A 24,906-nucleotide genomic window follows, 5' to 3' on the forward strand; every position below is an offset into this window, starting at 1 on the left:
ACCTCAGTAAAGGTGGCAGGCCACGAAGTGGCCCGGTTCTACCTCCTTCAGTTCGGGCACCTCTCTACTGCAGATTTCCACGGCTCTGGGACATCTCGGATGGAAGCGACAGCCACTGGGGGCTTCTATCAGGTTCGGAACGGTTCCGGGTATCGCCTCGAGATGCTCTATCTTCGTCATCGGGTTTGGAACGGCCCTGAGCAACCCCCGGGTGTAGGGATGGAGCGGGTTTTTGAATATCTGCTCCACCGAACCTATCTCGACTATCTTACCGGCGTACATGACGGCCACCCTGTCGGCCATCTCCGCGACGACGCCCATGTTGTGGGTGATGAGTATAATCGTGGTGTCGTACTCCTTCTTGAGCCTGTTCATCAGATCGAGTATCTGGGCCTGCACGGTTACGTCCAGCGCGGTCGTGGGTTCGTCCGCTATGAGTATCTTCGGGTTGTTGGAGACGCCGGTTCCTATGACAACGCGCTGTTTCATCCCCCCGCTCATCTCGTGGGGATAGTTCTTCACCCTCTCCTCCGGATCGGGGATGAGAACACGCCGGAGCACATCCACGGCCCGTTTAAGGCCCTCCTTCCAGTCCCTGACCGTTCTGTGGACCACCATGGCCTCGGCTATCTGGTAACCCACTGTGTACAGGGGATCGAGCGATGCGTTCGGGTCCTGAAAGATGTAGGCTATCTCCTTACCCCGGATGTCCCTGATCTCCTCCGGAGAAAGCTTCAGCAGGTCAACGGAGCTTCCGTCTTCGCGGTGATAGATTACCCTTCCCCTCACTATCTTCCCGGGGCTTTCGATGAGCTGGGTCAGTGCCCGGGATGTAACGCTCTTCCCGCAGCCGGTTTCTCCAACGAGGGCGAAGGTCTCTCCCCGGTAGACGTCAAAAGAAACCCCCTCGATGGCCTTTACTATGCCGGCGTAGGTGTAGAAGTGGACGGTAAGATCGCGGACCTCGAGAATGGGCTCAGGCATTGCTCTCGCCCTCCTTTCTGGACTTCTTGACCTTGAACTCTATGCTCCTCCTCGTCCGGGGATCGAGGATGTCCCTCATGGTGTCGCCGAGGAGGTTCCAGCCGAGGGCAACGAGCATTATCATCAGGCCGGAGAACGTGACCAGCCACCATTTCTCCGGGAAGTACTGGGAGCCGTCGTAGACTATCCTGCCCCAGTCGGCTATTGGCGGCGTGGCCCCGAGTCCGAGGAAGCTCAGACCTGCTTCCATAAGGATAACACCGCCGAAGTCGAGGGTGATGTAAACGAGTATCGGTCCTATGATGTTTGGCAGGATGTGTTTGAACATTATGGTCCTCGAGCTGAGCCCTATGGCCCTCGCCGCCTCAACGTAGAGGTTCTCCCTCTCCGTAAGGGTGGAACCGCGCGTGATCCTCGCGTATGCCGGCCACCAGACGATTATCATCGCCAGTATGACCGCGAGTAGCTTTCCGAGGTTACCCGCATCCTGCTGCTCGAGGGCAAAGAGCCACAGCACGAACTTCTGAAGCAACTCGTGGGCCGAAATGAAGTTCTGAAGTCTCTGAGGTAGGACGGCGGAGAAGGCTATGGCCAGTATCAGGGCGGGGAACGCCAAGAAAACGTCGGTGATGCGCATGATGAGCTCATCCACCTTGCCACCGTAGTAGCCCGCCACCAGACCCAGTACGATGCCCAGCGGAACGCCCAGGACTATGACCAGTATGGATATCACGAAGGACACCCTTGCACCGTAGAGGATGAGGCTGACGAGGTCCCTGCCGTAGTGATCCGCGCCGAGGGGGTAGTGTACCGTTGCGGTGTACTGAATCACGTTTTTCCCCTGCAGTTCGATGACGTTCATGACGTAAGTTGAACCGGGAGGGGCGAGGTAGGTGTTGAAGTTGTAGTTGCTCGGGAAGAACCGGTAGCTCCAAGGTGCCAGCCTCGGTCCGAAGATGCCGAGGAACACGAACATCAACACGAGGATCAGGCCTATTAACCCGGGCGGAGAGCGGTTCAGGGCGTAGAGCGTAAGCTTCCACTCTTCCATCTTGGAACGGTTTTTCCGCTTCCAGTCCTTCTTGAAGAGGGCAATGAAGGAACCAATGCCTTCAACCAGCGCATCGGAGAACCTGTCAAGGAAGTTCCTCTCGTACTCTTCCCTTCCCATTTTATCACCTCATCAGTACCTCACCCTCGGGTCTATGAGGGCGTACAGCACGTCTACAACCAGGTTGGTTATGAGGAAGATCAGGGCAAAGACGGTCGTTATGGCCACCACCGCCGGGAAGTCGAGGTTCCTGATGGATTCTATGACGTAGGAGCCCATTCCGGGCAGGCCGAAGACCGTCTCGGTAATGGGCGTCCCGCCGAGGAGGCCCCCAAACTGAAGGCCGAGGACCGTAACTATTGGCACCATCGCGTTCTTGAGTGCGTGACGGTAGATGCCCATCTTCGGAACCCCCTTGGCCTTGAGGAATCCCACGTAATCACTGTTTATGGCCTCAAGGAAGCTGTTCCTGACGAACCTGGCTATAACCCCCGATCCCATAAAACCGAGGGTGAACCCGGGCAACCAGAGCCTGTGGAGGTGCTGGCTGAAGGTTGAGAAATCTCCAGTAAGGAGGGCGTCTATCATGGGGATGTGTGTTATCACGTGCTGCGGAGGGGCCGGGAAACCCGCGAGCGTTATCCAGCGAACTTTGACGAAGAACAGATATATGAGCAGGTAACCCAGCCAGAAGACGGGCATGGAAACGCCCGTGAGCGCGAAGAACCTTATAATTGTATCCACCCAAGTGTTGCGCTTGAGGGCGGAGATCAGGCCCAGCGGGACGCCTATTATCAGTATGAAAAAGAAAGCCACCAGCGCCAGTTCGAAGGTTACGGGAAATCTCTCCTTTATATCGTCGAAGACGTAGTTGGAGGTTCTCGGATCCACTATGCTGTTCCTCGCAAGTCCGCTGATGAGGAACCAGTACTGATCGTACCAGGGGTCGTCGAGGTGGTATTCCCTCCTTATCTGCTCCATGTACTCCTGACTGGCCTTCTCACCGCCGGCCCATGCCCTGGCAACGTCAGCTGGAATAACGTAGGCGATCAGAAAAACTATGAGCGTGACTCCAATCAGTGTGGGTATGAACGTGAGGAGCCTTCTTATTAGGAACTTCTTCAGGTTGGCCAACTTTCTCCCCCCTCTTCCCTCCTGACCATCAAAGGAGAAATCATGGAAAAAAGAAAACCATGGATCAGCTCACGCTTACCTCAAGGGTCTTGAAGCTCGTGGCACCGTAGAGGAACGGTCCGACCCAGTTGTCGGAGTCGAGGTAGTCCGGAACCCAGCCGACGACGTAAACGTCGTACTCGCCGTGTTCGGTCTTGTCGAGGTAGGTGGGCCAGTTGTAGCTGTTCACCGTTACCTGGAAGCCGAGCTGGCTCCAGACGTTCTGGAGGAGGGTCATTATCTTCTCACGTGCCGTGTTGCCCTCGTTGTAGATCAGCTCGATCTTGTACTTGGTCGGATCGACGCCGGCCTTCTGGAGAAGTTGCTGGGCCTTGGCGAGGTCGTACGTGTACTTGATTATTCCCTCCTCGGTGTATCCGGGCCATGGCTTCGGTATCGGCCCGTAGTTCCGTTCAAGGAGTCCCTGATAGACGAGCTGGGATATCTGGTCGTAGGGAACGGCGTAGGCCAGGGCCTCCCTGACGAGCGGGTCGTTGAAGGGTTCCTTCTGCGTGTTGAAGACGAGGAATGTCAGTATGGGCTGAAGGATGTCCGTCTGAACGATCGACTTGAAGCCGTTGAGCTCGAGTCCCTTGACGGTGTCCATCTTCTCGGGCGGTATGGCAACGACATCGGCCGTTCCCGTCTTGAAGAGGTTGATCCTTGCCATGGCGTCGCTGTTGATGACGTAGATTACCCTCCTGTGTCCCGGGCTGGACGTGGCGTTCCAGTAGTGGGGGTTGTATTCGAGGACTATGTAGGCGTCCTTCTGGTAGTCGGCAACGTAAAACGGTCCGGTTCCAACGGGTTTGTCGTGCATGAGCTGGTGGGTCGGGTCGCTCTTGCCCTCGCTAAGGTAGTTCCACCAGGCGCTCGGGTCGTGCCCGTTGTTGCTCGCCTCGAGTGCTTCCTGATACTTGTCGCCGAGGAGGTACTCCATCGGGACGACACTGAGGAACGGGTCCGCGAGTACTCCAAGTACCGGGGCGTAGGGAGCCGGAAGGACGAGCTTAAAGACTCCCGCGGTGTCCCCACTGTAACCGAAGAACTGCTTGAGCTCGTCGAGGCTCTTGATCTGGGTGCTCTTTCCGTTGAACTCGGCCACGAGCGGGTGGTCCTTGAGGTACTGGTCAAACTCATCCTCCGTCAGGGCCGCCGAGTGGTTAACGTCCATGAAGGAATTGACCATCCAGCTGACGCTGTGTCCAAGCCTCTCCACACGGAGGAAGGTGAAGGCCACATCCGTGGCGTCTATCGGGTAGGTCTTCTCGTTCCACGGGTCGTAGGCATTCACACCACCGCGGATCAGGAAGTACCATTCCGTGCCTTCCTCGTTGTGGGCCCAGGCTACGGCCAGATCCGGGCTGACCTCTTCCGTGTTCTCCTTCCAGTAGGTGACGAGGGTGTCGCCTATCTCGTGCCATATCTCCCATCCGAAGGTCTCGTAGGTCATTGCGGGATCAAAGCTCTCAGGCCAGCCAAAGGTGGCTATAACGTACGTGTCCGGATCGTTCGTGTAGTCCTTGATTCCCACCTTTACGGAGGGAGCGTTTTTGTCCTCGCTGAGAAGATCGTAGCGCTCTGCAAGGGTCGGGTGGTAGTAGCGTCCCTTTACCCAGTCCCAGTAAACGCGTAGCTGCCTGTTCTGACCGAGGATGACCTCAGGAACCAGCTTGTTTCCGAGGATGTAAACCGCCTTGAAGAGCTCGGTCCTTATCGTCGGATCGGTCTGGCGCCTCGCCGCTATGATGAGGGCATCCACGTGCTCGTCACGGAAGAAGGCCGGATCGATCGCACCAAACCCCTGCCCCTGTTCCATCAGGGTCTTGACGTCGGGAGTGTTGGCGGTGTCGACCTCGTATTCCACCCTTATTACCTTCTTGCCCGAGGGAATGCTTACGGTTGGACTGGAGCCTTTGGGTCCGACCACGACGACGCTTTTGTCGGTCTCTATGACGTAAACCTTCCCCATCTCGAGTATTGCCGACGTGGATTTGGTTTGGGTTGTGGTTTCTGTGGTACCGGGCTGGGTGGAGGTGGTGCCGGACTGACCACCGCTGATACAGCCACTGGAGGCCACGGAAAACGCCACTAAAAACACAACCAGCAAAGCCAGCAGGGTTTTTGTTTTCACCAATAGCCACCCCCCTTCATTAGGGCGCCCATCTATACATCAGAGGCATAAATAAACCTTTCTATGCATTTGATAGCCCCAGGAGTGTGAAGGGGTAACGTGCTCTGCGAAAAGCTTAAATGATGCTGTGGTCAAATAAAGGTGTAGAGCCTTTCGCGGTGGTGAAAAAATGGTCAGGGCGTATGTTTTGTTGACCGTGGAGATTGGAAAGGTCGAGAGCGTTATAGAGGAGATCAAGCAGATCCCGGGCGTTAGAAAGGCCGATGCCGTTACGGGCCCCTACGATGCGATAGTCCATCTCGAGGCCAAGGACCTCGGAGAGCTGACGAGAAAGATACTCCATGACATACACAACATCGACGGCGTTATAGACACCACTACGGCCATAGTCGTGGAGGCGGAGGAAGAGTAATCACCTCTTTTTCCCGCCGGATCTGTGCCTCTTCCTGCCCTTTGTCTTAGTCCGGGTTTTTCTGATTTCCCTGATCTTCTGTCCCAGCATTCTCAGGCTTTTTCCCTTTGGATGTTTGCTCCCGATCCTGAGCATTCCCTTCAGGCGGTACTCCTCATCGAGACCGGCCAGGCGCGGATTGAGCTTTGAGCCGTCAAGCTCGATTATCTTCATCCCCAGAGATTTTGCCGCATCCGTTATCTCCTTGATTCCGGGAGCCTCAACCGCAAACTCCTTCCCCACCTGCCTGCCGTACCTTCTGCTGAGCCGGGAATCCAGTTCGTTCGGCCACACCACGAACTTCTTCATCCTTCCACCCGGTAAGGTTTAAAAGAGGATGATTAAAAATCCTTTTGGTGGGTCTATGAGAACGTCCCTCTTGGAGAACTGCCTCTTCGAAAAGATCAGGAGGGGGGATAACGTTATAATCGAGTACGGATCGAGCTACCCCGTGGAAATGTTCTCCTGGGGTTTCCTCGTCCCGGCCCTTGTAGAGCGGAACGGGATTACGGTGGTGGATTTCTTCGGCGTTGGCAGTATCCTTTTCAGGAATTACGTAAGGAAGGTCTCCGGCAGTGAGTACTCCCGTATAATAGAGTTCCTGAAGAAGATAAAGGTCATTAAGGTGGGACCCGGCACCGTTGGTTATGGGGAAGTCATAGATGAGAGGATTCCGGTCTACGACCCCCAGACGTTCCTCAGGGAGTACTACGCCATCGTTAACAGGATAACGCGTTTCCCGATGAAGCCCGGGTACTTGGTAACCTTCGGTCTATCGCACTACGTCCACTTCGGAGGGGACAAGGCGGTAAAGAGCCTTATAACGGGTTTAACCACGATTCCAATGGAGGACTGGGTGAGCGTACACCTCCTCAACGTGGACGTGCTGGAGCCGACGCATCTTGCCATGCTGGAGGAGATGGCACCCGTGGTCTTCCAGCTGTCGGATGAAGGAGTAACGCTAAAGAAGGGGTGTGATACCTTTGATCCGGAAGGGTGACAGGGTTCTCCTGATCGACAGGAGGGGGAAGAGATACCTCGTAACCGTCTCCGAGGATGAGTTCCACACGGATCTGGGGGTGCTTCGGCTCGGCGAGCTCATCGGAAGGGACTACGGGAGCTCGATAGTCAGCCACAAAGGGGAGGAGTTCAGGGTTCTGAAGCCGGATGTTAACGACATCGTGGCCAAAATGCGACGTGGACCTCAGATCGTTCACCCGAAGGACGCCGGTATAATCATCGCCTACGCGGGCATATCCTCAGGGGACACCGTCGTGGAAGCGGGGGTGGGAAGCGGTGCGCTCACGATATTCCTGGCCAACGTCGTGGGACCGACCGGAAGGATCATCGGCTACGAGATCAGGGAGGACCACGCCGAAATAGCCAGAAGGAACGTAGAACTCGCCGGTTTCTCCGATAGGGTTGAGATAAAGATCGGAAACATCTACGAGGGCATAGAGGAGAGAGCCGATCACATCGTCCTCGACCTGCCCCGGCCGGAGAACGTTCTACCGCACGCCGTGGAGTCCCTGAGGCCCGGAGGTTACTTCGTCGCCTACACGCCGTGCATGAATCAGGTTCACCGCTTTTTCAGGGCCTTTGAGGAGTACAGGAAGGAGTTCTACAAGCCAAGGGTCGTGGAAGTTCTCGTCAGGGAGCACGAGGTAAAGGAGGAATGTATGAGGCCGAAGACGAGGATGCTCGCCCATACGGGCTACATAACGTTCCTGCGGAAGGTTTGATCGTCCATCCCATTTCATCCATAGGTAAACTCCAGAGAACACGCTCCCCATAGGTTTTTATCTTACGTGGCTTTTCTCGAACGTTTTTTGACCCTTTAGTTTATCGTTTGGGGATCCTCCCGGGCATTGAACCTTTGGTTAACAACAGATTTATAAACACTCCACGGTTACGAAGGGTTAGATGGTCAGATCTGAGCTCACGTACGGAGGTGTTCATTGTGTACAGGATCCTCGAAAAAAAGGAGATAGGCATGAGGCACGTGCGGTTTAAGGTTCACGCTCCCCACGTGGCCAGAAAAGTCCAGCCCGGACAGTTCGTTATCGTAAGGGCCTTTAAGAACGGTGAAAGGATCCCTCTAACGCCGGTGGCGTGGGACAGGGAGGAGGGGTGGATAACCCTCACCGTTTTCGTCCGTGGGAAGACGACCATGAGAATGGCCACCGAACTGAAGGAGGGCGATGAGATACTCAACGTTGCCGGCCCGCTTGGAAACCCTGTGGAGATGAAGCGCTTCGGCAGGGTGCTGGCGATTGGAGCCTACGCAGGGATAGTGGAGGTTTATCCCATAGCCAGGGCATGGCAGGAGCTTGGAAACGACGTTACAACGCTTCACGCGACCTTCGAGCCCATGGTTGTAATGAAGGAGGAGTTCGAGAGAGCGGTCGGCAGGCACATCCTCGAGCCCGTTCCGATCGATATGAACAAAAGTTTCCCCGAGAACATGAAGGACGTAACCAGAAAGCTCACGGAGAAGGTGCGCGAGCTGCTGGAGAAGGAGCACTTTGACCTCGTCCTCATGGTGGGTCCCGCCGGGGACCAGAAGGCCGTGTTCGAGGTCGTCAGGGAGTTCGGAATCCCCATGCATGTAGACCTGCACCCGATAATGGTTGACGGAACCGGGATGTGCGGTTCGTGCCGTGTGACCGTTGGCGGTGAGGTAAAATTCGCCTGCATAGACGGGCCGGGGTTTGACGCTTACAAGGTCGCATGGGACGAGCTGATAGCGAGGGTCGGTTACTACACCGATATGGAGAGGAGGGCAATGGAGGAGTACATGAAGGCCCTCCAAGGAGGTGGTGAATGATGGCTACTAAGAGGAAGCTGATCAAGGTTCGCGTTCCCACGAGGGAACGACCGGTGGAGGAAAGAATCCACGACTTCAAGGAAGTTAACCTCGGTTACGACTTCGTCACGGCCTTACAGGAGGCCGAGCGCTGCCTCCAGTGCCCGCCAGACTACGCACCCTGCATAAAGGGCTGCCCTGTCCACATAAACATCCCCGGCTTCATAGGCAAACTCCTTCAGCACCGTGACGACCCTGACAGGGCGGTAAAAGAAGCCCTGAACGTTATCTGGGCGTGCAATACACTGCCTGCGACAACCGGAAGGGTCTGCCCGCAGGAAGACCAGTGCGAGAAGAACTGCGTGATGGGCAAGGTCGGTGACAAGATCAACATCGGGAAGCTCGAAAGGTTCGTGGCTGACTACGCCCGCGAGAAGAACATTGACGAGGAGCTCCTCCTTGAGATAGTTCCAAAAATCGAGAAAAAACCCCAGAAGGTGGCCATCGTGGGCGCCGGGCCTGCGGGCCTGACGGCTGCAGGCGAGCTCGCGAAGATGGGCTACGGCGTCACGATCTACGAGGCCCTTCACGAGCCGGGAGGAGTTTTGATCTACGGAATACCCGAGTTCAGGCTGCCCAAGGACATCGTTGAGAAGGAACTCGACAAGCTCAAGAAACTCGGCGTTAAAATCCTGACGGATCACGTTGTCGGGAGCACGGTCACGATAGAAGAGCTCCTCCGGGAGTACGATGCGGTCTTCATAGCCAGCGGCGCGGGAACACCAAGACTTGTGAACGCCCCGGGGGTCAACCTCAACGGCATTTACACGGCCAACGAGTTCCTCACGAGGGTTAACCTGATGAAGGCCTACAGGTTCCCGGAGTACGATACCCCCGTCAAAGTCGGGAAGAGGGTCATCGTCATCGGCGCTGGGAACACCGCGATGGACGCCGCGCGTTCGGCAAGGCGCTTCGGCGTTGAAGTCATCGTGGCCTACAGGCGCGGTGAGGAGGACGTCTCGGCCAGGGTGGAGGAGTTCGAGCACGCCAAGGAGGAGGGCGTAAAGTTCGAGTTCTTCCTCAACCCGGTGGAGTTCCTCGGGGATGAGAAGGGCAACCTCAGGGCCGTGAAGTTCGAGAGGATGAGGCCCCTCGAGGAGAGGGACGCCAGGGGCAAGAGGAAAATCGTGGGCACGGGCGAGTACGTTACCATCGAGGCGGAGACGGTGATAATAGCGATCGGGAAGCATCCGAACAGGCTGATCGTTAACACGCCGGGGTTGAAGGTTGAGCGCGGGAGGATCGTGGTGGATGAGAACCTGATGACCAGCATTCCGGGTGTCTTTGCGGGCGGTGACGCCATCCGTGGTGAGGCCACGGTGATCCTTGCCATGGGTGATGGCAGGAGGGCCGCTAAGGCGATCCACGAGTACCTCACAAACCGGGCCAAGAACAACTAACTTTACCACTGCCTTTTTCTTTCCCCTATGAAGAACTTCATGAAGCCCGAGAAGTCCTCGCCCCGAAAGGCCGCGTAGAGGCTCCCCGTTTCTTCCGGTGTTAGCCACTCGATGTATTCGGGAATTCCTTCCTCGAAGGTGTAGAGCACTTCATCGTCCTTTCTGGCGACGTCAAGTGTGTAGATCCTCTTTCCGTGCTTTCTGGCTATCTCGATTTCCCTGACGACGAGGGAGGTGAACTTCCCCACTATAGCCACCGCCACGAAGACGTCCGCCTCCGGTATCATGTGGTCCGTCATTTTGAGCCCGTAATCCGAAGGAACCACGAAGTTGTTGGAGTTCAGCTTCTCCTCGAGCAGTCTCAGTATGGCCTTCTCGGTGCGCGTATGGTAAAGTATCGTCGGCTCGCTCAGGTAGACGAGCGGGCCGTGTTTTTCCACCTTCTTTTTCCGGAAGAATCCAAGCATCGAACCACCTCAGGTGGGGATAATATCATCATCCGTCAGGAGGGATGACACTCATCATCGGTTCGTTCCCTTTCGAAGATCCCTCGTTCACTTAATAAACCTTCCCACCCGGGAAGGCGACAATGATTTTAACGGTAACGACCACTGGCATCGGGTGGTTCGATGAGGGTAATCCCTCTGGCATCCGAAAGTCTCGGGGTCAGGAGTATGGCAACCTTCGTCGAGGTCAAGGGAACCGGGGTTCTCATCGACCCCGGGGTGGCACTGGGTCCGAGGCGTTACGGCCTTCCGCCCGCGAGGGTTGAGCTTGAGACCCTCCAGAGGATGAGGAGGAAGCTTCAGGGTTACGCGAGGAGGGCCGGGGTCATCACCATCTCCCACTACCACTACGACCACCACACGCCCTTCTTCGAGGGCCTCTACGAGAGCTCGAGCGAGGAGTTTGCGAGGGAGATATACGAAGGAAAGACCCTTCTCATAAAGCACCCCCGCGAGAACATCAACTTCAGCCAGCGAAAAAGGGCTTGGGCCTTCCTGAAAAATGCAGAGCCGATGGCCAAGGGCATTGAGTTCGCCGACGGAAGGAGCTTTGATTTCGGGGACTTCGTGATGGAGTTCTCTCCGGCGGTTCCCCACGGAAGGGAAGGCTCGAAGCTCGGCTTCGTCGTTATGGCCCTTATAGACGACGGCACCAGAAGGCTGATCCACGCGAGCGACATCCAGCTCCTCAACAGAAAGGCCGTGGAATGGATAATCGAGAAGGTTCCGGACCTGCTCATAACGGGTGGACCCCCGAGCTACCTCGGTAAAAGGGTGGAGGGAAGCTGGGAAACCGGAATCAGGAACCTCAACTGGATAATCCGCGAGACGGACGCGGAAATAATCCTCGATCACCACCTGATAAGGGACAAGAAGTATCTCGAATTCTTCGAGGAGCTTGATAAAAGGCCGAAGACCTTCGCGGGCTATCTGGGGGTCAACGACAGGCCCCTCGAGGCCTACAGGAGGGAACTGCACAGAATCGAAAGGGGAGAAAAATTGAAACTGCCCTTTGACCTACGTTGAAAGAAAGCCCCCGTCAACGGGTATAACGGCGCCGTTAACGTAGCTTGCCATATCACTGGCCAGGAAGAGCACCACCCGGGCAACTTCATCCGGTTCTCCAAAGCGTCCCATCGGCAGTCTGGCATTGAAGTTAAAGGATATGCCTATCTTTTGCATATCGAACTTCATTATTGCCTCTTTTTTGAGCCTCCTCACGCCCTCAGTGTCTATTCCTCCGGGCACTATGACGTTCGCCCGGATTTTCTTCCCGTATTCGCGTGCTATCGCTCTGGTTAGGGCCACCATCCCGAGCTTCGCGGTGTCGTAGTGTGCGAGAGCCGGGGCAAAGGGCAGAAAAGCCTCTATCGAGCTCACGTTTACAATGACCCCTCCCCTCTCTTTTCTTGCCCTGACGAAGTTCTGGCACATCCAGAACACGGAGTGGAGGTTTATGGCCATGATTTTTTCGTAAAAGCCCTCATCAACCTCTGTAAAATCCCTGAACCAGTAGACCCCGGCATTGTTTACCAGTATGTCGGGTTCTTTGTCCCTTAAGATTTTCCAGAGCGCGTCAATCTCCGCCTTCTTTGAAAGGTCAACACGGCGGGTATTGACCTCCACACCAAATTCTTCAACAAGCCTGCGCGTCTCCTCAAGCCCTGATTCGTTTATGTCAACAAGCTCAAGATCCGAGTTTGCCTCGGCGAAGCGAAGGGCGGTTGCACGCCCTATTCCAGAAGCGGCTCCGGTTATGAGGGTGCGCTTTCCCTTAAGGGATATCAGCCCGGAAAGACTTTCTCGAAATTTCATACTTAAATTTATGTTTTTAATCTTAATATCTCTTATCCCTAAGAAAGCCTTAAATCATCCGGGAAGAACTATATATCAGGTGATAAAGATGAGGGATTTTTACATTGCCCACGAAGAGGATATCAAAGCCGGAAAAACCACCGACGTTTACTTCATAAGAACAAAAAAGATACTCGAGGCAAAAGGCATCCGCAGGAAGGTTTTTGCAGATGTTACAACGACTTCCCTTCCACACGGCTGGAAATGGGGAGTTCTGGCCGGAGTTGAGGAGGTTGCAAAGCTCCTTGAAGGGTTACCGGTTAACGTTTACGCCATGCCCGAGGGGACCATCTTCCATCCCTACGAGCCGGTTCTCCAGATAGAGGGCTTTTACGATGACTTCGGGATTTATGAGACCGCTTTACTCGGAATGCTCAGTCAGGCGAGCGGCATAGCAACGGCAGCCCTCAGGACCAAGATAGCGGCCGGCTTCAAACCGGTGTACTCCTTTGGAATAAGGCACATGCACCCGGCGATAGCCCCGATGGTGGACCGCTCGGCATTCATAGGCGGCTGCGACGGCGTTTCAGGGGTTCTGGGCGCGGAGATGATGGGAGAAAGACCCGTCGGGACGATGCCCCACGCACTGATTCTCGTTGTGGGCGACCAGGTGAGGGCGTGGAAGTACTACGACGAGACCGTGGAGGGAGAGGTGCCGAGGACCGCCCTCGTTGATACGCTGTGCGACGAGAAGTTCGAGGCTTTGATGGCGGCGGAGGCACTCGGCAAGAGGCTCAACGCGATAAGACTCGACACGCCGAGCTCAAGGAGGGGCAACTTCAGAAGGATCATCGAGGAAGTCCGCTGGGAGCTCGATTTAAGGGGCTACGAATGGGTTAAGATCCTCGTGAGCGGCGGGCTGGACGAGGAGAGCATAGGGGAAATCGTCGACTTAGCTGATGCCTTCGGTGTCGGTGGGAGCATAGCGTCGGCAAAGCCCGTGGATTTTTCCCTCGATATAGTGGAGGTAGAAGGGAAGCCGATGACCAAGCGCGGGAAGCTGAGCGGGAGGAAGCAGATTTACCGTTGCGAGAATGGGCATTACCACAGGGTCCCCGCGGATAAGAAGCTTGAAAAATGCCCCGTCTGCGGCGGAAGGGTCGAACCGCTCCTGAAACCCCTGATAGAAAACGGGGAGATAGTGGCCGAACTACCGAAGGCGAGGGATATACGGGAGTACGTTCTGGAGCAGGCGAAGAGGTTCGAACTCGGCCTTGAATAGCCGGAAATTTTCCTAAGCATTTTCTAACGTTTTCTCCGTTTTTCAGGGAAAGCAGAAGAGAAGGAAAGGAAAGTTAAGAGGACCTTCAGGCCTCTTCGATGTAAATGCAGCTGACCGGGCAGGCCTCTGCGGCCTCGGTAGCACAGTTGTAGAGCTCCTCGTCTTCAATAACGTCAACTATCGGGGTGCTCTTGCCTTCGTCGTTCATCTCGAAGACATCCGGGCAGAGGCTTGCACAGATGGCATCTCCAATGCAAACGTCCTGGTCAACCCTAACCTTCCACGCCATGGAACATCACCGGGTTTAGATGTGTCCGGGGGAATATAAACTTTTCGTCGGGGGAAGAAGCCTCGGAGAGAGGCTATCCGGGTAAAAATGAGATAGGAGGGACTTTAATGAACAGATACCGGCAGGGCCGGTCAAAAAATCCCCAGCTTCTTCCGGTACTCCTCGCTTATCCTATCCGGGGTCCAGGGCGGGTCAAAGGTTAGCTCTATCTCGGCGTCCTTAACGCCCGGTATCTCGAGGATCTTATCCTCCACTGCCCTGAGGATCCACATCGTCAGGGGACAACCGGGAGTCGTCATCGTCATCTTAACGTAAACCGTGTTGTCGGGCCTTACCTTAACCTCGTAGATCAGCCCGAGGTTCACAACGTCACCACCTATCTCCGGATCTATCACTTCCTTGAGCTTTTCCAGAACGGTTTCCTTCGTGAGCTGGACGTTCTCCCCGTTGCCGGTGGTTTCCCTCTCCCGGTTTACGGTTATCATCCCCACACCTTCGAGCTTTCCTATCTCCGAATGGAGTTTTATGAGAACGTCGTCAACGTTGGGTGTATCCTTTGCGAGTGTGACGGTGACGTTGCCCGACTCATCAACCTCAACGGACTTTACGAACTTCTCATCAACGATCTTCCGAACGAGCACTTTAACCTCTTCTTCCGTAACCATACTCATCACCAGACGTGGATTGGGGGGATAGATTTAAACCTTTTTTGGACAGGAATGGGTATCAGCCCCGGAGTATGTCGAGGATAAGCTCCTCCGCCATACCGGGTTTAAGTGCCCTCGCCCGGAGCTCCCGGAGGACGCGCTGAATACCGAACCTCTTCAGGGAGGGGGCCTTTTTCGCGGCCTCCTTCCAGAGGGGACATCCAAAGGTAAGCTCGTAATCCCGTCCGAGCATCGCTATGGCCTCTTCCTTGTCCATGGCCAGAAAGGCGGGAAGGTTCAGGATCACGAGGTCGTCCTTTTTGTATATCGAGATTAGACCTGAACTCAGCAGATCGCCCGACGCGATTATCTTTATCCCCTTCTCCCTTGCGTAGTTCTCCACCGCGTTCATGACCATCCCGTGGCATCGACCGCAGATCGGGGCCTTCTTCGCGATCCTCTCCCTCATCTCCTCCAGATAACCCGGAACCTCAATGAGAACCGCCCCTTCCCCTAGGGCGTTGCGGACGACCTGTTCCCCCATCTGCGGGAGCCTTACCGTTACCGGAACGACCTCAAAACCGGCCCAGCGAAGCACCTTCAGAGCGGTGGTGCTGTCGGAACCTCCCGAGAAGGCCACGACCACCCTTACCCCAACGGGTGAGCGATCGAGTTCTTTCCCGCGGAGACGGTACTCTACAAGAGCCTTAAGGCGGGAATAGGCCTCCTCGTTGAGGTCTTCCCTGACCCTTTCGAGGGCCTCGAGGTTGTATTCAAGCCGGTACCTCTTAACGAAATCCTCTCCAGCGGGGCCTATCATCGGCCTTCGATCCGGGAGGGGGCTATTAAACCTATCGCTCGAAAAACCTTAAAAGAGGCCCGGCCTAACCCTTTCGGGTCAAAACCCTTTTGGGAGGGATCACCATGGAGGGGATAATAGAAAGAGTTCGGCGGAGGACGAGCATTCCGGTTTACAGAAGAACCCTTGAGAACGTTCTGGGTGCGATTCAAACGAGCGGCGACGTCTGGCGCATCGTTGACCTCAGCGAGGAACCGCTTCCCCTCGTGGTTGCGGTGATCGAGGCGCTCCACGAGACCGGTTACGTGGCCTTCGATGGTTCCAGCGTCGTTCTGACCGAAAGCGGAAAGAAACTGGTGGAGAAGTATGGAATCGGAACCATAAGGGACTTCACGTGCTCCCACTGTGGCGGAAAGACGGTTGAGCTCGACGCCTTCGGCGACCTCCTCAAGGAGTTCAGGGAGATAACCAGAGACAGACCCCGGCCGAAGCAGGAGTTCGATCAGGCTTACGTAACGCCCGAAACCACCGTCGCGAGGGTTGCCCTGATGCATACACGCGGCGACCTCGAGAACAGGGAAGTTTTCGTTCTCGGCGATGACGATCTGACCAGCGTGGCCCTCATGCTCTCGGGTCTTCCGAAACGCATAGCCGTTTTGGACATAGACGAGCGCCTCGTGAGGTTCATAGAGAAGACGGCCGAGGAGATCGGCTACGGTAACATCGAGATGTTTACCTTCGATTTGAGGGAACCACTACCGGAGTATGCCCTTCACAGGTTCGACACGTTCATAACAGACCCCCCCGAGACGCTTGAAGCCGTGAGGGCCTTCATAGGAAGGGGAATAGCTACACTAAAAGGACCCGGATGCGCGGGTTACTTCGGCATAACGAGACGCGAAAGCTCGCTGGACAAGTGGAGGGAAATCCAGAGGGTCCTTCTCAACGAGTTCGGCGTTGTCATAACCGACATCATCCGGAACTTCAACGAGTACGTTAACTGGGGCTACGAGGAGAAGACGAGGGCGTGGAAGCTGCTTCCGGTCAAGGTCAAACCTTCGTACAACTGGTACAAGAGCTACATGTTCAGGATTCAGACGCTCGAAGGCTCGAGGGGATTCGAAGATAAGATTGAAGCGGGTGACGAGCTTTACAACGACGAAGAGGCCTCGACACAATGAGGAAGGGGTCAGCGCCCCTTCTCTCGTCTCCTTCTTGTTACCATTAGAAGGGCCGCACCCGCCAGAACGATAGCCACAGCCGGGTAAACGTAGTGCCCCACCCATTTCCCCCCGGAGACTTTGAAGCCCTCAACTGCCCGGGCCTCTATCAGGAGAGGGTTTTCCCGGGGGTAGATCGTCACGTAGCCGTCCAGATCGCCTATCTCTGCCGTGTCGTTCGAGCTTCCGACGTATCTTGAACCCCTGATCAGCAGAAACGTTGCGTTGGCCAGCTCAACCCTTCCGTCCCTCACTTCGACCTCCGGAAGGTTGGCGTATATAAGGTTCCTCAGGAAGGAAACGCCCCTCGAGTACAGGCTGCTTCCTTCCAGTCCGGCCTCGTGCAGGGCCCAGAGGGTTCTGGAGGTAGATAGCAAACCCGCAACGGAGCCCTGAGTGTAGGGAAACCCGCCGCTGGGGTACTGCCTCTCCCCGAGGATGCGGAGGGTCTCGTTGAGCTCCCTCTCCATCCCAAACTCCTTGAAAACCATCAGCGCGTGGGCGAAGTAGTAGGTGGGAACGTTGTAGTAAACCGGATTTCCGGTCTTTGGGTCCTTAGTCAGGACCATCCATGTGAGGTTCCGGGAGAGGTACTCCAGCGAGCGGTTGTAATCGTGGTCCACCTTCAGCGTTCTGAGAACCCACACAACGTATTCGGTGTTGTAGAAGTCCCTCCAGATACCGCCTTTCGAGGTTTTCAGGAGGTAGCTTACCTCTCCGGAGTAGTCCTCCCCGATCAGAGCCTTCAGTCTGGCCATCTCGGCAACCTGCCACGGGAGTAGCTTTGAGTAGTTCGATGGGAACCCGGGGGTTAGGTTGCAGAGCACGTAGTAGTCTCCCAGGGTTACCCTTTCAACGTCCTCCTGTGGTTGTATCTTCTTCAGGTAGGGGCAGGCGATTCCCCTCAGGTCCTCAAAACCGGGAACCTTTGAGACGCTCAAAAGGTCGAGAACACGGTAGCGGAGTGGACCCCAGAATCCGAAGTGCTCCCTTTCGATCAGTTCCTTCCGGTATTCGGGATTGCCCGTTGCGTAGAGGGCCATCGCTATGCCCAAGGTTGAGTTGAAGTCACCGCTCAGCCCGACCTTCCTTCCGAGGTAGGCCATGGCAAAGGCCCTGTAAGCTTTAAGCTCACCCTCAACCTTCATGTCCTCGAGTTCCTTCTCCTTTCCGAGGGCCAGATAGCCGAATATCCTCTCTTCGTCGGTTTCTGCCTTCGAGGAGATGAGCCAGCCCTCTCCCCGGTTTATGGCCTCTTTAACCTGTTTCTCAAAGCCCGTTAGACTCTCATCGATGTATCCCCCTTCGAGGAACTCCCTGAGCGAAATTACCGCCAGAGCGGTCCCCGTGTAGTCCTCCCAGGAGCCGTCAGGGTTCTGCCTGTATATCAGCCAGTAAGCGGCTCCGTTCAACGTTTCCCTGTACCGGCCCTCCGCTATCCTCTCGCCCCTCATGAGTGCGAGCATCGCCATGGCCGTGTATTTGGCCATGTGCTCTTCCCCGTAGGCCACCCCCCACGAATCGAAGGGGGTCTTCATCTGGAGAAGCCACTCGCATCCCTCCATCACCTTATCGTAATCCCCGGTTCGATAGAGGGCGAGGACCGAGAAGGAAGTTTCCGGAACCGCGGGCGTGTAAACGTAGGGCTCGATTTTAGCACTTCCGGGGGGAAGGGATAACCCGATGAGCATGACTACGAACAGTATCCCGAGAACCCTTTTCATCATACCACCCCAAAGGGAGAAGAAAAGGAAGTTAAAAAGCTTCAGCCGTAGTAGACAACCGCCTTGAGCTCGTAGCTGGCCCATCCGTAGGTGCTGTAGGCGTAAACAAGGAACGTCCACGTACCCGGTGTCGGGTTGGAGGCCTCGACGTGCTCAAAGCTGTCGCTCGTGGTGGACCTGTCCACGAGGTTCCCGTTGGGGTCGTAGAGGTAGAGATCAAGGTCGTGCCGGCTGGTGTCGAAGGTAAGATCGCCCGTTATCTTGGTGGCGCCGCTGTTCACGGTCATGGTGAAGCTGTCGCTGGTGTCCCAGTAGTCGTCCACGTATCCGGTGAAGGTCTGGCTGTCGGTGGTCGGTGTCGGGCTGGGGTTCGGGTTGGGATTTGAACCCCCACCGCCCGACTGGTTGAGGCTTCCATCGCTGACGAGGTCAACCTGATAGTTCGCCGAACCGCTGTAGCTGACGACCTTGACCGTCCAAGTTCCCGCGCTGGGGTTGTAGTAACCGACCTTTTCGAAGCCGTAGTAGGCGGTGTAGGAGTAGTCCACCTCATTGCCGTTGGGGTCGTAGAGGTAGAGATCGATGTCACTCCCGCTGTTGTCCCAGTAGAGGGTGGCCGTGAGGAAAGTGGCCCCGCTCACGTCAAAGGAGTGGGTGGCGCTTCCCTTGTTGGCAACGGATCCGGTGAAGACAAGTTTGGCGTAGTTATCGTAGTTTATGGCCTTGTAAACGTTGACCCTTCCGGCACCGTAGGCGATGTCCGCTATCTCCTTCGGGGCAACTATATCGGCCGTCTCTATAAGGGCCGTTTTTACCTTATCGGGCGTCCAGTCGGAGTGGGCCTGCAGGATGAGCGCCGAAACACCCGCGACGTGGGGGGTGGCCATGCTGGTTCCCGAGGCCTTGGTGTAGTAATCGTCTATGGGGGTGCCCATGCTCGTGCCGCTGGCGCGGGGGGCTATGATGTCAACGCCCGGGGCCACCACTTCCGGCTTGAGCCTTCCGTCGGCCGTTGGGCCCCTGCTGGAGAAGCTGGCTATGTTGTCGTTGCTGTCAACAGCCCCGACGGTTATGACCTTGCTGGCCGCTGCCGGTGAACCGATCGTGCGGGTATCCGGTCCGCTGTTGCCAGCTGCAACGCAGACGACCAGACCGGCGTCCCATGCATTGTTAACGGCCTGACTCAGGGAGTCGGTTCCGTCGGAGCTCTGACTTGAGCCGAGGGACAGGTTTATGACCTTTATGCCGTATTTGTCCTTGTTCTGGACGACCCAGTCAACGCCCGCTATGATATCGGAGACGCTTCCCGAGCCGTCGGCTCCAAGGACTTTAACGCCCACCAGTTTGGCTCCGGGGGCCACGCCTACGTAGTTCGAGTTAACCGAACCGGTCCCGGCTATTATACCTGCAACGTGGGTTCCGTGTCCATGATCGTCGTAGGGGGTCGTCCTGCCGTTGACCTCGTCCTTCCAGCCTATGACCTTGCCCTTCAGATCGGGGTGATTCGCGTCTATACCGGTGTCAATTACCGCAACCACCACACCGCTTCCGTCGTAACCGAGGGAGTTCCAGACCCTGTCGGCCTGAATCTGAGAAACCGAAGTAGCGTCCGAAACCTGAACCTTATAATCTTCCTGTATGAACTTTATTCCCGAGACGCTGCTCCTGCCGAAGAAACCCGTGTCGATCATGCCCGAGATCAGAAGAAGGTCCCTGACCTTTATCTTAACCGCAACCGCGGGGATTATGCTGTAGGAGTGCTTCACCTCAGCGCCCATGGTCTTAAGTATCCCGAGGGCCCTGTTCCTGTCCTGATAGCTTCCGAACATTATCACCGTGTCAACTTCCTGATCCCAGTTCATCCTCTGAACTTTCTTGAACAGCCCGGGGGTCAAAAGCCCGTAGTTTTTCTGGTGGCCGACGTTCTTCACGGTGGGCTTGACCGGTGTCGCAAGGACCGCTCCGGCCATGAGTCCCACAAGCACCAAAGCCACTACAACCATACCAGCCCTTTTCATTACAGTCGCCTCCCAATTCACTGGTCCACATATTAGAGCATCCGACGATGATTTAGAACATTATAAAAACCTTACGCAACACGATGTTATTGAAAGTCCCTTTCTGCATTCGAATGTAAATTTCAGAATGCGGCGAGAGATTTGTGTCTAAAAGGGTCAGGATCATGCATACCAGCGACTCTGAGTTGTTTAAAATCATAGAAATGAGAGTTTAAGTTATATTTTGGACAAACATCACATCCCTGGAAAAAATATAACAACCTGTGAAAACCTTGCCCCCAGCCGGATCGTTCCGGGGTTGTTAAAAACCCGATGGGTTCCTTTCTTCATCACGGAGATTCGGGTAACACCCATCCGATGACCCCCATCAACGGTATTGCCCGCCCGTGACTTTAATTCCGCTACCGATCAATGCATCCCGGAACATGAAGGTACATCGGGGCAATAAAAAAGGGTTTAGGTGGCATTAAATTTCCAGAACAGTAATTTCCAAACCTTTTGTTGAAAATGAAGTGTTTAAAAAAGGTTTTTATTCTCGATGCCATACGTTTCAATGAACATAAGATGACATCAAGATAAAAGGTGATCTTTATGGAGGATAAAAGTACTCCAATACTCTATAATGTGCATGAAGGTGTGGATGCCTGTTCGGGTATAGGGTACGCCAAAACCAGAGCCCCTCCGTCAAAACTCCTCTTCGCGGGTTTTATGGCAGGTGCTTACATTGCTTTCGGGTTCATGCTGGCGATAGTGGCCGGTGCGAGCTTTCACCCGAAGCTCGGAACGCTTCCCAACACGTCGTTGTTCAAGCTCCTCCTGGGTGCCGTGTTTCCCGTGGGCCTCATAGCCGTCCTTCTGGGCGGAGCAGACCTCTGGACCGGGAACACCCAGATCGTGTCCATTTCGAAGCTGACGGGAAAGGTTGAGGTTAGGGACGTCCTTTACAACTGGATCGGTAGTTACGCGGGCAACTTCATGGGTAGCGTATTCCTGGCGTTTCTGGCGGTCTACGGCACGGGGTTATTCGGGGGCGGACTATTCAGGGATGTTCTCGTGGGCATAGGAACCTACAAGGTTAACCTAACTCCCTGGAAAGCGTTCTGGCTTGCCGTGGGCTGTAACTGGCTCGTTAACGTTGCCATATGGCTCTACGTCAGGGCAAAGGATACCGCGGGAAAAATCCTCGCCACGTGGTTTCCGATATTCGCCTTCGTTGCCATCGGGTTCGAGCACAGCATTGCGAACATGTGGGCCATCACGAGCACAATATTTGCAAGCGACTACTCCGTTACATGGGTTGACTTTTTCAAAAACGTAATACCGGTCACCGTTGGAAACGCCGTCGGTGGCTTCTTCTTCGTTGGCTTTTACCACTGGTACCTGGCCGATGGTGAGCGTGCGCTTAAGGAGATCCTTGACTTCCTGGAACTTCTCCTGATCTTCACCGTGCTCATGACCCTGATACCGGCCGGAATAGCCTATCTACTGAACGGTCTTGGAAAAGCGGCCCTCTGGGCGGTTCCAGCCTTTATAATCCTCTACGGGGCGGGTGTAACCCACGCGGTCTGGCGTGGCGTATGCGGAGGTGGAAGCAAATGTTTAACATAAATTTGCTTAAATTATCAGAAAAACTCTTAAATTTTAACATAAAAATGTGAAAGGTGAGAGGGATGGAAAAGCTCACGATAGGACTCTGCCCGTACTGCGGGGTCGGGTGCAGGTTTTACATAAAAACGCTCAACGGAGAGCCCGTGGGGATAGAGGTTTACGAGGGGGGCGTTAACGGGGGAAAGCTGTGCCCCAAGGGAGTAGCTGCTTTGGACTTTCTGAGGCACAGGGACAGGCTTACAAGGCCCCTAAAGCGCACAGAAAAGGGTTTCGTGGAGATCAGCTGGGAACAGGCGATAAGGGAAATAGCCGGGAAGATTCTGGAGATAAGGGACAAATACGGCCCCGATGCTCTTGGCTTCCTCTCAAGTGCCCGATGCTCCAACGAGGAGAACTACCTCATGCAGAAGATGGCGCGCCTCCTTGGAACGAACAACGTTGACCACTGCGCCCGCCTGTGCCACGCTTCAACGGTAGCGGGTCTTAGCAGAACAGTTGGGGCGGCGGCCCAGAGCGGTTCCTACAGGGACATACCCCGGGCAAAAGTGCTCCTCATATGGGGTTACAACCCGGCCGAAACCCATCCCGTTTTGATGCACTACATCCTGAAGGCAAAGGACAATGGGGCCAGAATAATCGTGGTCGACCCAAGGAAGACCCGGACGGCATGGTTTGCCGATATGCACCTCCGGATAAGGCCCGGGACGGACATAGCACTGGCCAACGCCCTGATGCACGTCATAATAAAGGAGCGCCTATACGACCGGGATTTCGTGTCCTCGCGAACGAAGGGCTTCGAAGAGCTCGTCAGGGTTGTCGAGAAGTACAAACCTGAGTACGCTGAGAAGATCACGGGCGTACCGGCGCACCTGATCCGGGAGACTGCCATAACCTTCGCAACAGCCGGCAGGGGGATAATAATGTGGGCCATGGGCATCACGCAGCATGTGACCGGAACCGGAAACGTCGAGGCCCTCGCCGATCTTGGGTTGCTGTGCGGCTACGTGGGCAAAGAGGGGACGGGCCTGTTCCCGATGCGCGGTCAGAACAACGTGCAGGGTGCCTGCGATATGGGTGCCCTCCCGGACGTCCTTCCCGGTTACCAGAGCGTCACCGATAGCGGGCGCGTGGCCGGGATCTGGGGCGTGGAGGAGCTTCCAGAGAAGCCCGGCCTGACGGTTCCCGAAATGATAAAGGAGGCCCACAAAGGGAACATCAAAGCCCTCTACGTAATGGGGGAGAACCCGGCCGTGAGCGATCCCAACACGAAGCACGTGATCGAAGCGCTCGAGAACCTCGAACTGCTCGTGGTTCAGGACATATTCCTGACGGAGACCGCGGAGCATGCCCACTACGTCCTGCCGGCGGCGGCCTACGCGGAGAAGGAAGGCTCGTTCACGGCAAGCGAAAGGAGGGTCCAGTGGAACTTCAAGGCCATAGAGCCGCCGGGAGAGGCAAAGGCCGACTGGGAGATACTGGTGATGCTCGGGAAGGCACTCGGCCTGGATTTCAACTACGAAAGCGTGGAGGACGTAACGCGGGAGATATGCCTCGTGGTTCCCCAGTACAGGGGCATAACTCCGGAGAGGCTTAAGGGCAACGTTGAAGGCATCCAGTGGCCCTGTCCAAGTGAAGACCACCCGGGAACGGAGCGCCTCCACGTGGAGCGCTTCCCGACGCCCGATGGAAGGGCGAATCTAATTCCCGTGGAGTTCAGACCGCCGGCTGAACTGCCGGATGAGGATTACCCCTTCATGCTGACGACCGTCAGGGTCGTGGGGCAGTACCACACGGCCACGATGAGCGGAAGGAGTGAGGCGCTCGCCAGAAGGTGGGGGGAGGCCTACGCTGAGATCAACCCTTCAGACGCTAAAAGGCTTGGAATTGAGGATGGAGAAAGGATCAGGATCGTAACGAGGCGCGGATCCTACGAGTGCAGGGCAAGGATTACGAAGCGCGTCGGCGAAGGCCTGATAGCCGTTCCGTGGCACTGGGGGGCCAACGTTCTCACGAACGATGCCCTCGATCCCGTGGCGAAAATACCCGAGTTAAAGGTTAGCGCATGCAGGGTGGAGAGGGTGATGTGAATGAAGCTTTTCATAAACTTTGGAAGGTGCATAGCCTGCAGGGCCTGTGAGGTGGCGTGTGAAAAGGAACACGGGATCTCCCTCATAAGCGTCTACGAGTTTGAGGACATGGCCGTTCCCCTGAACTGCCGTCACTGCGAGAAGGCGCCATGCGTTGAGGTGTGCCCGACGAACGCCCTTTACAGGGATGAGAGTGGAGCCGTGGTCCTCGAGGAGGATAAGTGCATAGGCTGTTACATGTGCTCGGCCGTCTGCCCCTACGCCATTCCCATCGTTGACCCCATCAGGGAGGTGGCCGTTAAGTGCGACCTCTGTGCGGATAGAAGAAGGGAGGGAAAGCTCCCCGCCTGCGTATCCGTCTGCCCAACGGAAGCACTCGTCTTCGGTGAGATAAACGAGATCATGGAGGAGAAGAGAAGGAACAGAGCGGAACGCATAGTCGAGGCCCAGAGGAAGGCCATAGAGAGGATAGCAATCCTCAGGTGATCCCATGCTAAAGGGAAACCTCTGCATTGGATGCGGCATCTGCGCAAAGGTCTGTCCCTTCGATGCCATTTCAATTTCCGAGGAGAACCTCCGGAAGGTAGTCTTCGAGCCGGAGGAATGCGGGGATTGTGGGTACGAGTGCAACGATGCCTGTCCCACCGGCGCAATAGAAGGAAGGCCCGAGAGAGCCGTCTTCCTCTTTGAGTACGCCTCATGCGCGGGCTGCGGCAAAAGGCTCAATCGCACCCTCAAGGAGGCTGAATACCTCGCGAGAAAGCTTGAGAGCATGGGAGAAGACCCGGAAATGGCCTATCTGTGCGATGACTGCAAAAGAAAGAGGCTTTTTGATGTGGCGACAAAGTACGAAGGTTATATGAGGTGATGGTT

Annotated in this window: 24 protein-coding genes; 12 read left to right on the forward strand and 12 right to left on the reverse strand. The window is 55.7% G+C overall.

Going from position 1 to position 24,906, the window contains the following annotated elements; all coding sequences use genetic code 11:
* Positions 1-3 precede the first annotated feature (3 nt).
* The 4 genes from A3L12_RS01180 to A3L12_RS01195 form a co-directional block, all read right to left on the reverse strand.
* The gene (locus A3L12_RS01180) at positions 4-984 is read right to left on the reverse strand and encodes an ABC transporter ATP-binding protein (RefSeq protein WP_088881908.1); all 981 of its coding nucleotides are present in this window, start codon (positions 982-984) and stop codon (positions 4-6) included.
* Positions 977-2,155 (reverse strand): ABC transporter permease, encoded by a 1,179-nt coding sequence (locus A3L12_RS01185; protein ID WP_088881909.1) that lies wholly within the window; start codon positions 2,153-2,155, stop codon positions 977-979. Before A3L12_RS01185 ends, A3L12_RS01180 begins: the two co-directional genes overlap by 8 nt.
* Positions 2,156-2,167: 12 nt before the next feature.
* The gene (locus A3L12_RS01190; RefSeq protein ID WP_088881910.1) at positions 2,168-3,169 is read right to left on the reverse strand and encodes an ABC transporter permease; all 1,002 of its coding nucleotides are present in this window, start codon (positions 3,167-3,169) and stop codon (positions 2,168-2,170) included.
* Between the two features lie 64 nt (positions 3,170-3,233).
* Entirely contained in the window at positions 3,234-5,180 is a 1,947-nt protein-coding gene (locus tag A3L12_RS01195) for an ABC transporter substrate-binding protein (RefSeq protein WP_232462935.1), read from the reverse strand.
* A 331-nt stretch (positions 5,181-5,511) separates the two neighbouring features.
* On the opposite strand from A3L12_RS01195, the gene A3L12_RS01200 reads away from it, so the two are divergent.
* On the forward strand, positions 5,512-5,754 hold the full coding sequence (locus tag A3L12_RS01200; RefSeq protein WP_088881911.1) for an Lrp/AsnC family transcriptional regulator: 243 nt from the start codon (positions 5,512-5,514) through the stop codon (positions 5,752-5,754).
* Here A3L12_RS01200 and A3L12_RS01205 read toward each other — a convergent pair whose 3' ends face one another.
* On the reverse strand, positions 5,755-6,102 hold the full coding sequence (locus tag A3L12_RS01205) for a signal recognition particle protein Srp19 (RefSeq protein ID WP_088881912.1): 348 nt from the start codon (positions 6,100-6,102) through the stop codon (positions 5,755-5,757).
* A 55-nt stretch (positions 6,103-6,157) separates the two neighbouring features.
* Here A3L12_RS01205 and A3L12_RS01210 point away from each other — a divergent pair, with 55 nt between their 5' ends.
* The 4 genes from A3L12_RS01210 (at position 6,158) to gltA (ending at position 10,059) form a co-directional block, all read left to right on the forward strand.
* Positions 6,158-6,793 (forward strand): DUF257 family protein, encoded by a 636-nt coding sequence (locus A3L12_RS01210; protein WP_088881913.1) that lies wholly within the window; start codon positions 6,158-6,160, stop codon positions 6,791-6,793.
* On the forward strand, positions 6,777-7,535 hold the full coding sequence (locus tag A3L12_RS01215; protein WP_088881914.1) for a tRNA (adenine-N1)-methyltransferase: 759 nt from the start codon (positions 6,777-6,779) through the stop codon (positions 7,533-7,535). The genes A3L12_RS01210 and A3L12_RS01215 overlap by 17 nt, the downstream gene beginning before the upstream one ends.
* A 218-nt stretch (positions 7,536-7,753) precedes the next feature.
* Positions 7,754-8,620: a sulfide/dihydroorotate dehydrogenase-like FAD/NAD-binding protein gene (locus A3L12_RS01220; RefSeq protein ID WP_088881915.1), complete on the forward strand. Its 867-nt coding sequence runs from the start codon at positions 7,754-7,756 to the stop codon at positions 8,618-8,620.
* Positions 8,620-10,059: an NADPH-dependent glutamate synthase gene (gene gltA, locus A3L12_RS01225; RefSeq protein WP_088881916.1), complete on the forward strand. Its 1,440-nt coding sequence runs from the start codon at positions 8,620-8,622 to the stop codon at positions 10,057-10,059. Before A3L12_RS01220 ends, gltA begins: the two co-directional genes overlap by 1 nt.
* 2 nt (positions 10,060-10,061) lie before the next feature.
* Here gltA and A3L12_RS01230 read toward each other — a convergent pair whose 3' ends face one another.
* Positions 10,062-10,526, reverse strand: a complete 465-nt coding sequence (locus tag A3L12_RS01230) for a hypothetical protein (RefSeq protein WP_088881917.1) — start codon at positions 10,524-10,526, stop codon at positions 10,062-10,064.
* Positions 10,527-10,688: 162 nt separating this feature from the next.
* Here A3L12_RS01230 and A3L12_RS01235 point away from each other — a divergent pair, with 162 nt between their 5' ends.
* Complete coding sequence (locus tag A3L12_RS01235) at positions 10,689-11,591, forward strand: hypothetical protein (RefSeq protein WP_088881918.1); 903 nt, start codon at positions 10,689-10,691, stop codon at positions 11,589-11,591.
* Here the strand turns inward: A3L12_RS01235 and A3L12_RS01240 are convergent.
* Positions 11,583-12,380, reverse strand: a complete 798-nt coding sequence (locus A3L12_RS01240; RefSeq protein ID WP_088881919.1) for an SDR family NAD(P)-dependent oxidoreductase — start codon at positions 12,378-12,380, stop codon at positions 11,583-11,585. The two genes, A3L12_RS01235 and A3L12_RS01240, sit on opposite strands and share 9 nt — an antisense overlap.
* Positions 12,381-12,468: 88 nt before the next feature.
* Between A3L12_RS01240 and A3L12_RS01245 the strand changes: the two genes are divergently transcribed.
* On the forward strand, positions 12,469-13,641 hold the full coding sequence (locus A3L12_RS01245; RefSeq protein WP_088881920.1) for a nicotinate phosphoribosyltransferase: 1,173 nt from the start codon (positions 12,469-12,471) through the stop codon (positions 13,639-13,641).
* An 85-nt stretch (positions 13,642-13,726) separates the two neighbouring features.
* On the opposite strand, the gene A3L12_RS01250 is transcribed toward A3L12_RS01245, so the two are convergent.
* The 3 genes from A3L12_RS01250 to A3L12_RS01260 all read right to left on the reverse strand — a co-directional run bounded on the left by A3L12_RS01250 (position 13,727) and on the right by A3L12_RS01260 (position 15,397).
* Positions 13,727-13,930, reverse strand: a complete 204-nt coding sequence (locus A3L12_RS01250) for a ferredoxin (RefSeq protein WP_088881921.1) — start codon at positions 13,928-13,930, stop codon at positions 13,727-13,729.
* A gap of 131 nt (positions 13,931-14,061) precedes the next feature.
* Positions 14,062-14,595 (reverse strand): metal-sulfur cluster assembly factor, encoded by a 534-nt coding sequence (locus A3L12_RS01255; RefSeq protein ID WP_088881922.1) that lies wholly within the window; start codon positions 14,593-14,595, stop codon positions 14,062-14,064.
* Positions 14,596-14,656: 61 nt separating this feature from the next.
* Entirely contained in the window at positions 14,657-15,397 is a 741-nt protein-coding gene (locus tag A3L12_RS01260) for an ATPase (protein WP_088881923.1), read from the reverse strand.
* Positions 15,398-15,501: 104 nt separating this feature from the next.
* Here A3L12_RS01260 and bpsA point away from each other — a divergent pair, with 104 nt between their 5' ends.
* The gene (gene bpsA / locus A3L12_RS01265; RefSeq protein ID WP_088881924.1) at positions 15,502-16,557 is read left to right on the forward strand and encodes a N(4)-bis(aminopropyl)spermidine synthase; all 1,056 of its coding nucleotides are present in this window, start codon (positions 15,502-15,504) and stop codon (positions 16,555-16,557) included.
* Between the two features lie 8 nt (positions 16,558-16,565).
* Here bpsA and A3L12_RS01270 read toward each other — a convergent pair whose 3' ends face one another.
* Both A3L12_RS01270 and A3L12_RS01275 read right to left on the reverse strand, forming a co-directional pair.
* Complete coding sequence (locus A3L12_RS01270) at positions 16,566-18,320, reverse strand: hypothetical protein (RefSeq protein ID WP_198300054.1); 1,755 nt, start codon at positions 18,318-18,320, stop codon at positions 16,566-16,568.
* Positions 18,321-18,361: 41 nt separating this feature from the next.
* Positions 18,362-20,338 carry a S8 family serine peptidase gene (locus tag A3L12_RS01275; protein WP_088881926.1) on the reverse strand — a complete coding sequence of 659 codons (1,977 nt, stop codon included), beginning with the start codon at positions 20,336-20,338 and terminating at the stop codon, positions 18,362-18,364.
* 591 nt (positions 20,339-20,929) lie between these two features.
* Here A3L12_RS01275 and A3L12_RS01280 point away from each other — a divergent pair.
* The 4 genes from A3L12_RS01280 to A3L12_RS01295 all read left to right on the forward strand — a co-directional run bounded on the left by A3L12_RS01280 (position 20,930) and on the right by A3L12_RS01295 (position 24,901).
* Positions 20,930-21,946 (forward strand): formate/nitrite transporter family protein, encoded by a 1,017-nt coding sequence (locus tag A3L12_RS01280; RefSeq protein WP_088881927.1) that lies wholly within the window; start codon positions 20,930-20,932, stop codon positions 21,944-21,946.
* Between the two features lie 62 nt (positions 21,947-22,008).
* Complete coding sequence (gene fdhF, locus A3L12_RS01285) at positions 22,009-24,033, forward strand: formate dehydrogenase subunit alpha (RefSeq protein ID WP_198300067.1); 2,025 nt, start codon at positions 22,009-22,011, stop codon at positions 24,031-24,033.
* Positions 24,034-24,519, forward strand: a complete 486-nt coding sequence (locus A3L12_RS01290; RefSeq protein ID WP_198300055.1) for a 4Fe-4S dicluster domain-containing protein — start codon at positions 24,034-24,036, stop codon at positions 24,517-24,519.
* A 4-nt stretch (positions 24,520-24,523) separates the two neighbouring features.
* Positions 24,524-24,901, forward strand: a complete 378-nt coding sequence (locus tag A3L12_RS01295; protein ID WP_088881928.1) for a ferredoxin family protein — start codon at positions 24,524-24,526, stop codon at positions 24,899-24,901.
* The last annotated feature ends 5 nt before the right edge of the window (positions 24,902-24,906 follow it).

This window comes from Thermococcus sp. P6, assembly GCF_002214525.1.
In the GTDB taxonomy this organism is placed as follows: domain Archaea; phylum Methanobacteriota_B; class Thermococci; order Thermococcales; family Thermococcaceae; genus Thermococcus.

Coding starts and splice junctions, on each gene's coding strand:
- A3L12_RS01180 (WP_088881908.1), bottom strand. CDS start 984: ATGCCTGAGCCCATTCTCGAGGTCCGCGATCTTACCGTCCACTTCTAC.
- A3L12_RS01185 (WP_088881909.1), bottom strand. CDS start 2,155: ATGGGAAGGGAAGAGTACGAGAGGAACTTCCTTGACAGGTTCTCCGAT.
- A3L12_RS01195 (WP_232462935.1), bottom strand. CDS start 5,180: ATGGGGAAGGTTTACGTCATAGAGACCGACAAAAGCGTCGTCGTGGTC.
- A3L12_RS01200 (WP_088881911.1), top strand. CDS start 5,512: ATGGTCAGGGCGTATGTTTTGTTGACCGTGGAGATTGGAAAGGTCGAG.
- A3L12_RS01205 (WP_088881912.1), bottom strand. CDS start 6,102: ATGAAGAAGTTCGTGGTGTGGCCGAACGAACTGGATTCCCGGCTCAGC.
- A3L12_RS01210 (WP_088881913.1), top strand. CDS start 6,158: ATGAGAACGTCCCTCTTGGAGAACTGCCTCTTCGAAAAGATCAGGAGG.
- gltA (WP_088881916.1), top strand. CDS start 8,620: ATGGCTACTAAGAGGAAGCTGATCAAGGTTCGCGTTCCCACGAGGGAA.
- A3L12_RS01230 (WP_088881917.1), bottom strand. CDS start 10,526: ATGCTTGGATTCTTCCGGAAAAAGAAGGTGGAAAAACACGGCCCGCTC.
- A3L12_RS01235 (WP_088881918.1), top strand. CDS start 10,689: ATGAGGGTAATCCCTCTGGCATCCGAAAGTCTCGGGGTCAGGAGTATG.
- A3L12_RS01240 (WP_088881919.1), bottom strand. CDS start 12,380: ATGAAATTTCGAGAAAGTCTTTCCGGGCTGATATCCCTTAAGGGAAAG.
- A3L12_RS01245 (WP_088881920.1), top strand. CDS start 12,469: ATGAGGGATTTTTACATTGCCCACGAAGAGGATATCAAAGCCGGAAAA.
- A3L12_RS01250 (WP_088881921.1), bottom strand. CDS start 13,930: ATGGCGTGGAAGGTTAGGGTTGACCAGGACGTTTGCATTGGAGATGCC.
- A3L12_RS01255 (WP_088881922.1), bottom strand. CDS start 14,595: ATGGTTACGGAAGAAGAGGTTAAAGTGCTCGTTCGGAAGATCGTTGAT.
- A3L12_RS01260 (WP_088881923.1), bottom strand. CDS start 15,397: ATGATAGGCCCCGCTGGAGAGGATTTCGTTAAGAGGTACCGGCTTGAA.
- bpsA (WP_088881924.1), top strand. CDS start 15,502: ATGGAGGGGATAATAGAAAGAGTTCGGCGGAGGACGAGCATTCCGGTT.
- A3L12_RS01270 (WP_198300054.1), bottom strand. CDS start 18,320: ATGAAAAGGGTTCTCGGGATACTGTTCGTAGTCATGCTCATCGGGTTA.
- A3L12_RS01275 (WP_088881926.1), bottom strand. CDS start 20,338: ATGAAAAGGGCTGGTATGGTTGTAGTGGCTTTGGTGCTTGTGGGACTC.
- A3L12_RS01280 (WP_088881927.1), top strand. CDS start 20,930: ATGGAGGATAAAAGTACTCCAATACTCTATAATGTGCATGAAGGTGTG.
- fdhF (WP_198300067.1), top strand. CDS start 22,009: ATGGAAAAGCTCACGATAGGACTCTGCCCGTACTGCGGGGTCGGGTGC.
- A3L12_RS01290 (WP_198300055.1), top strand. CDS start 24,034: ATGAAGCTTTTCATAAACTTTGGAAGGTGCATAGCCTGCAGGGCCTGT.
- A3L12_RS01295 (WP_088881928.1), top strand. CDS start 24,524: ATGCTAAAGGGAAACCTCTGCATTGGATGCGGCATCTGCGCAAAGGTC.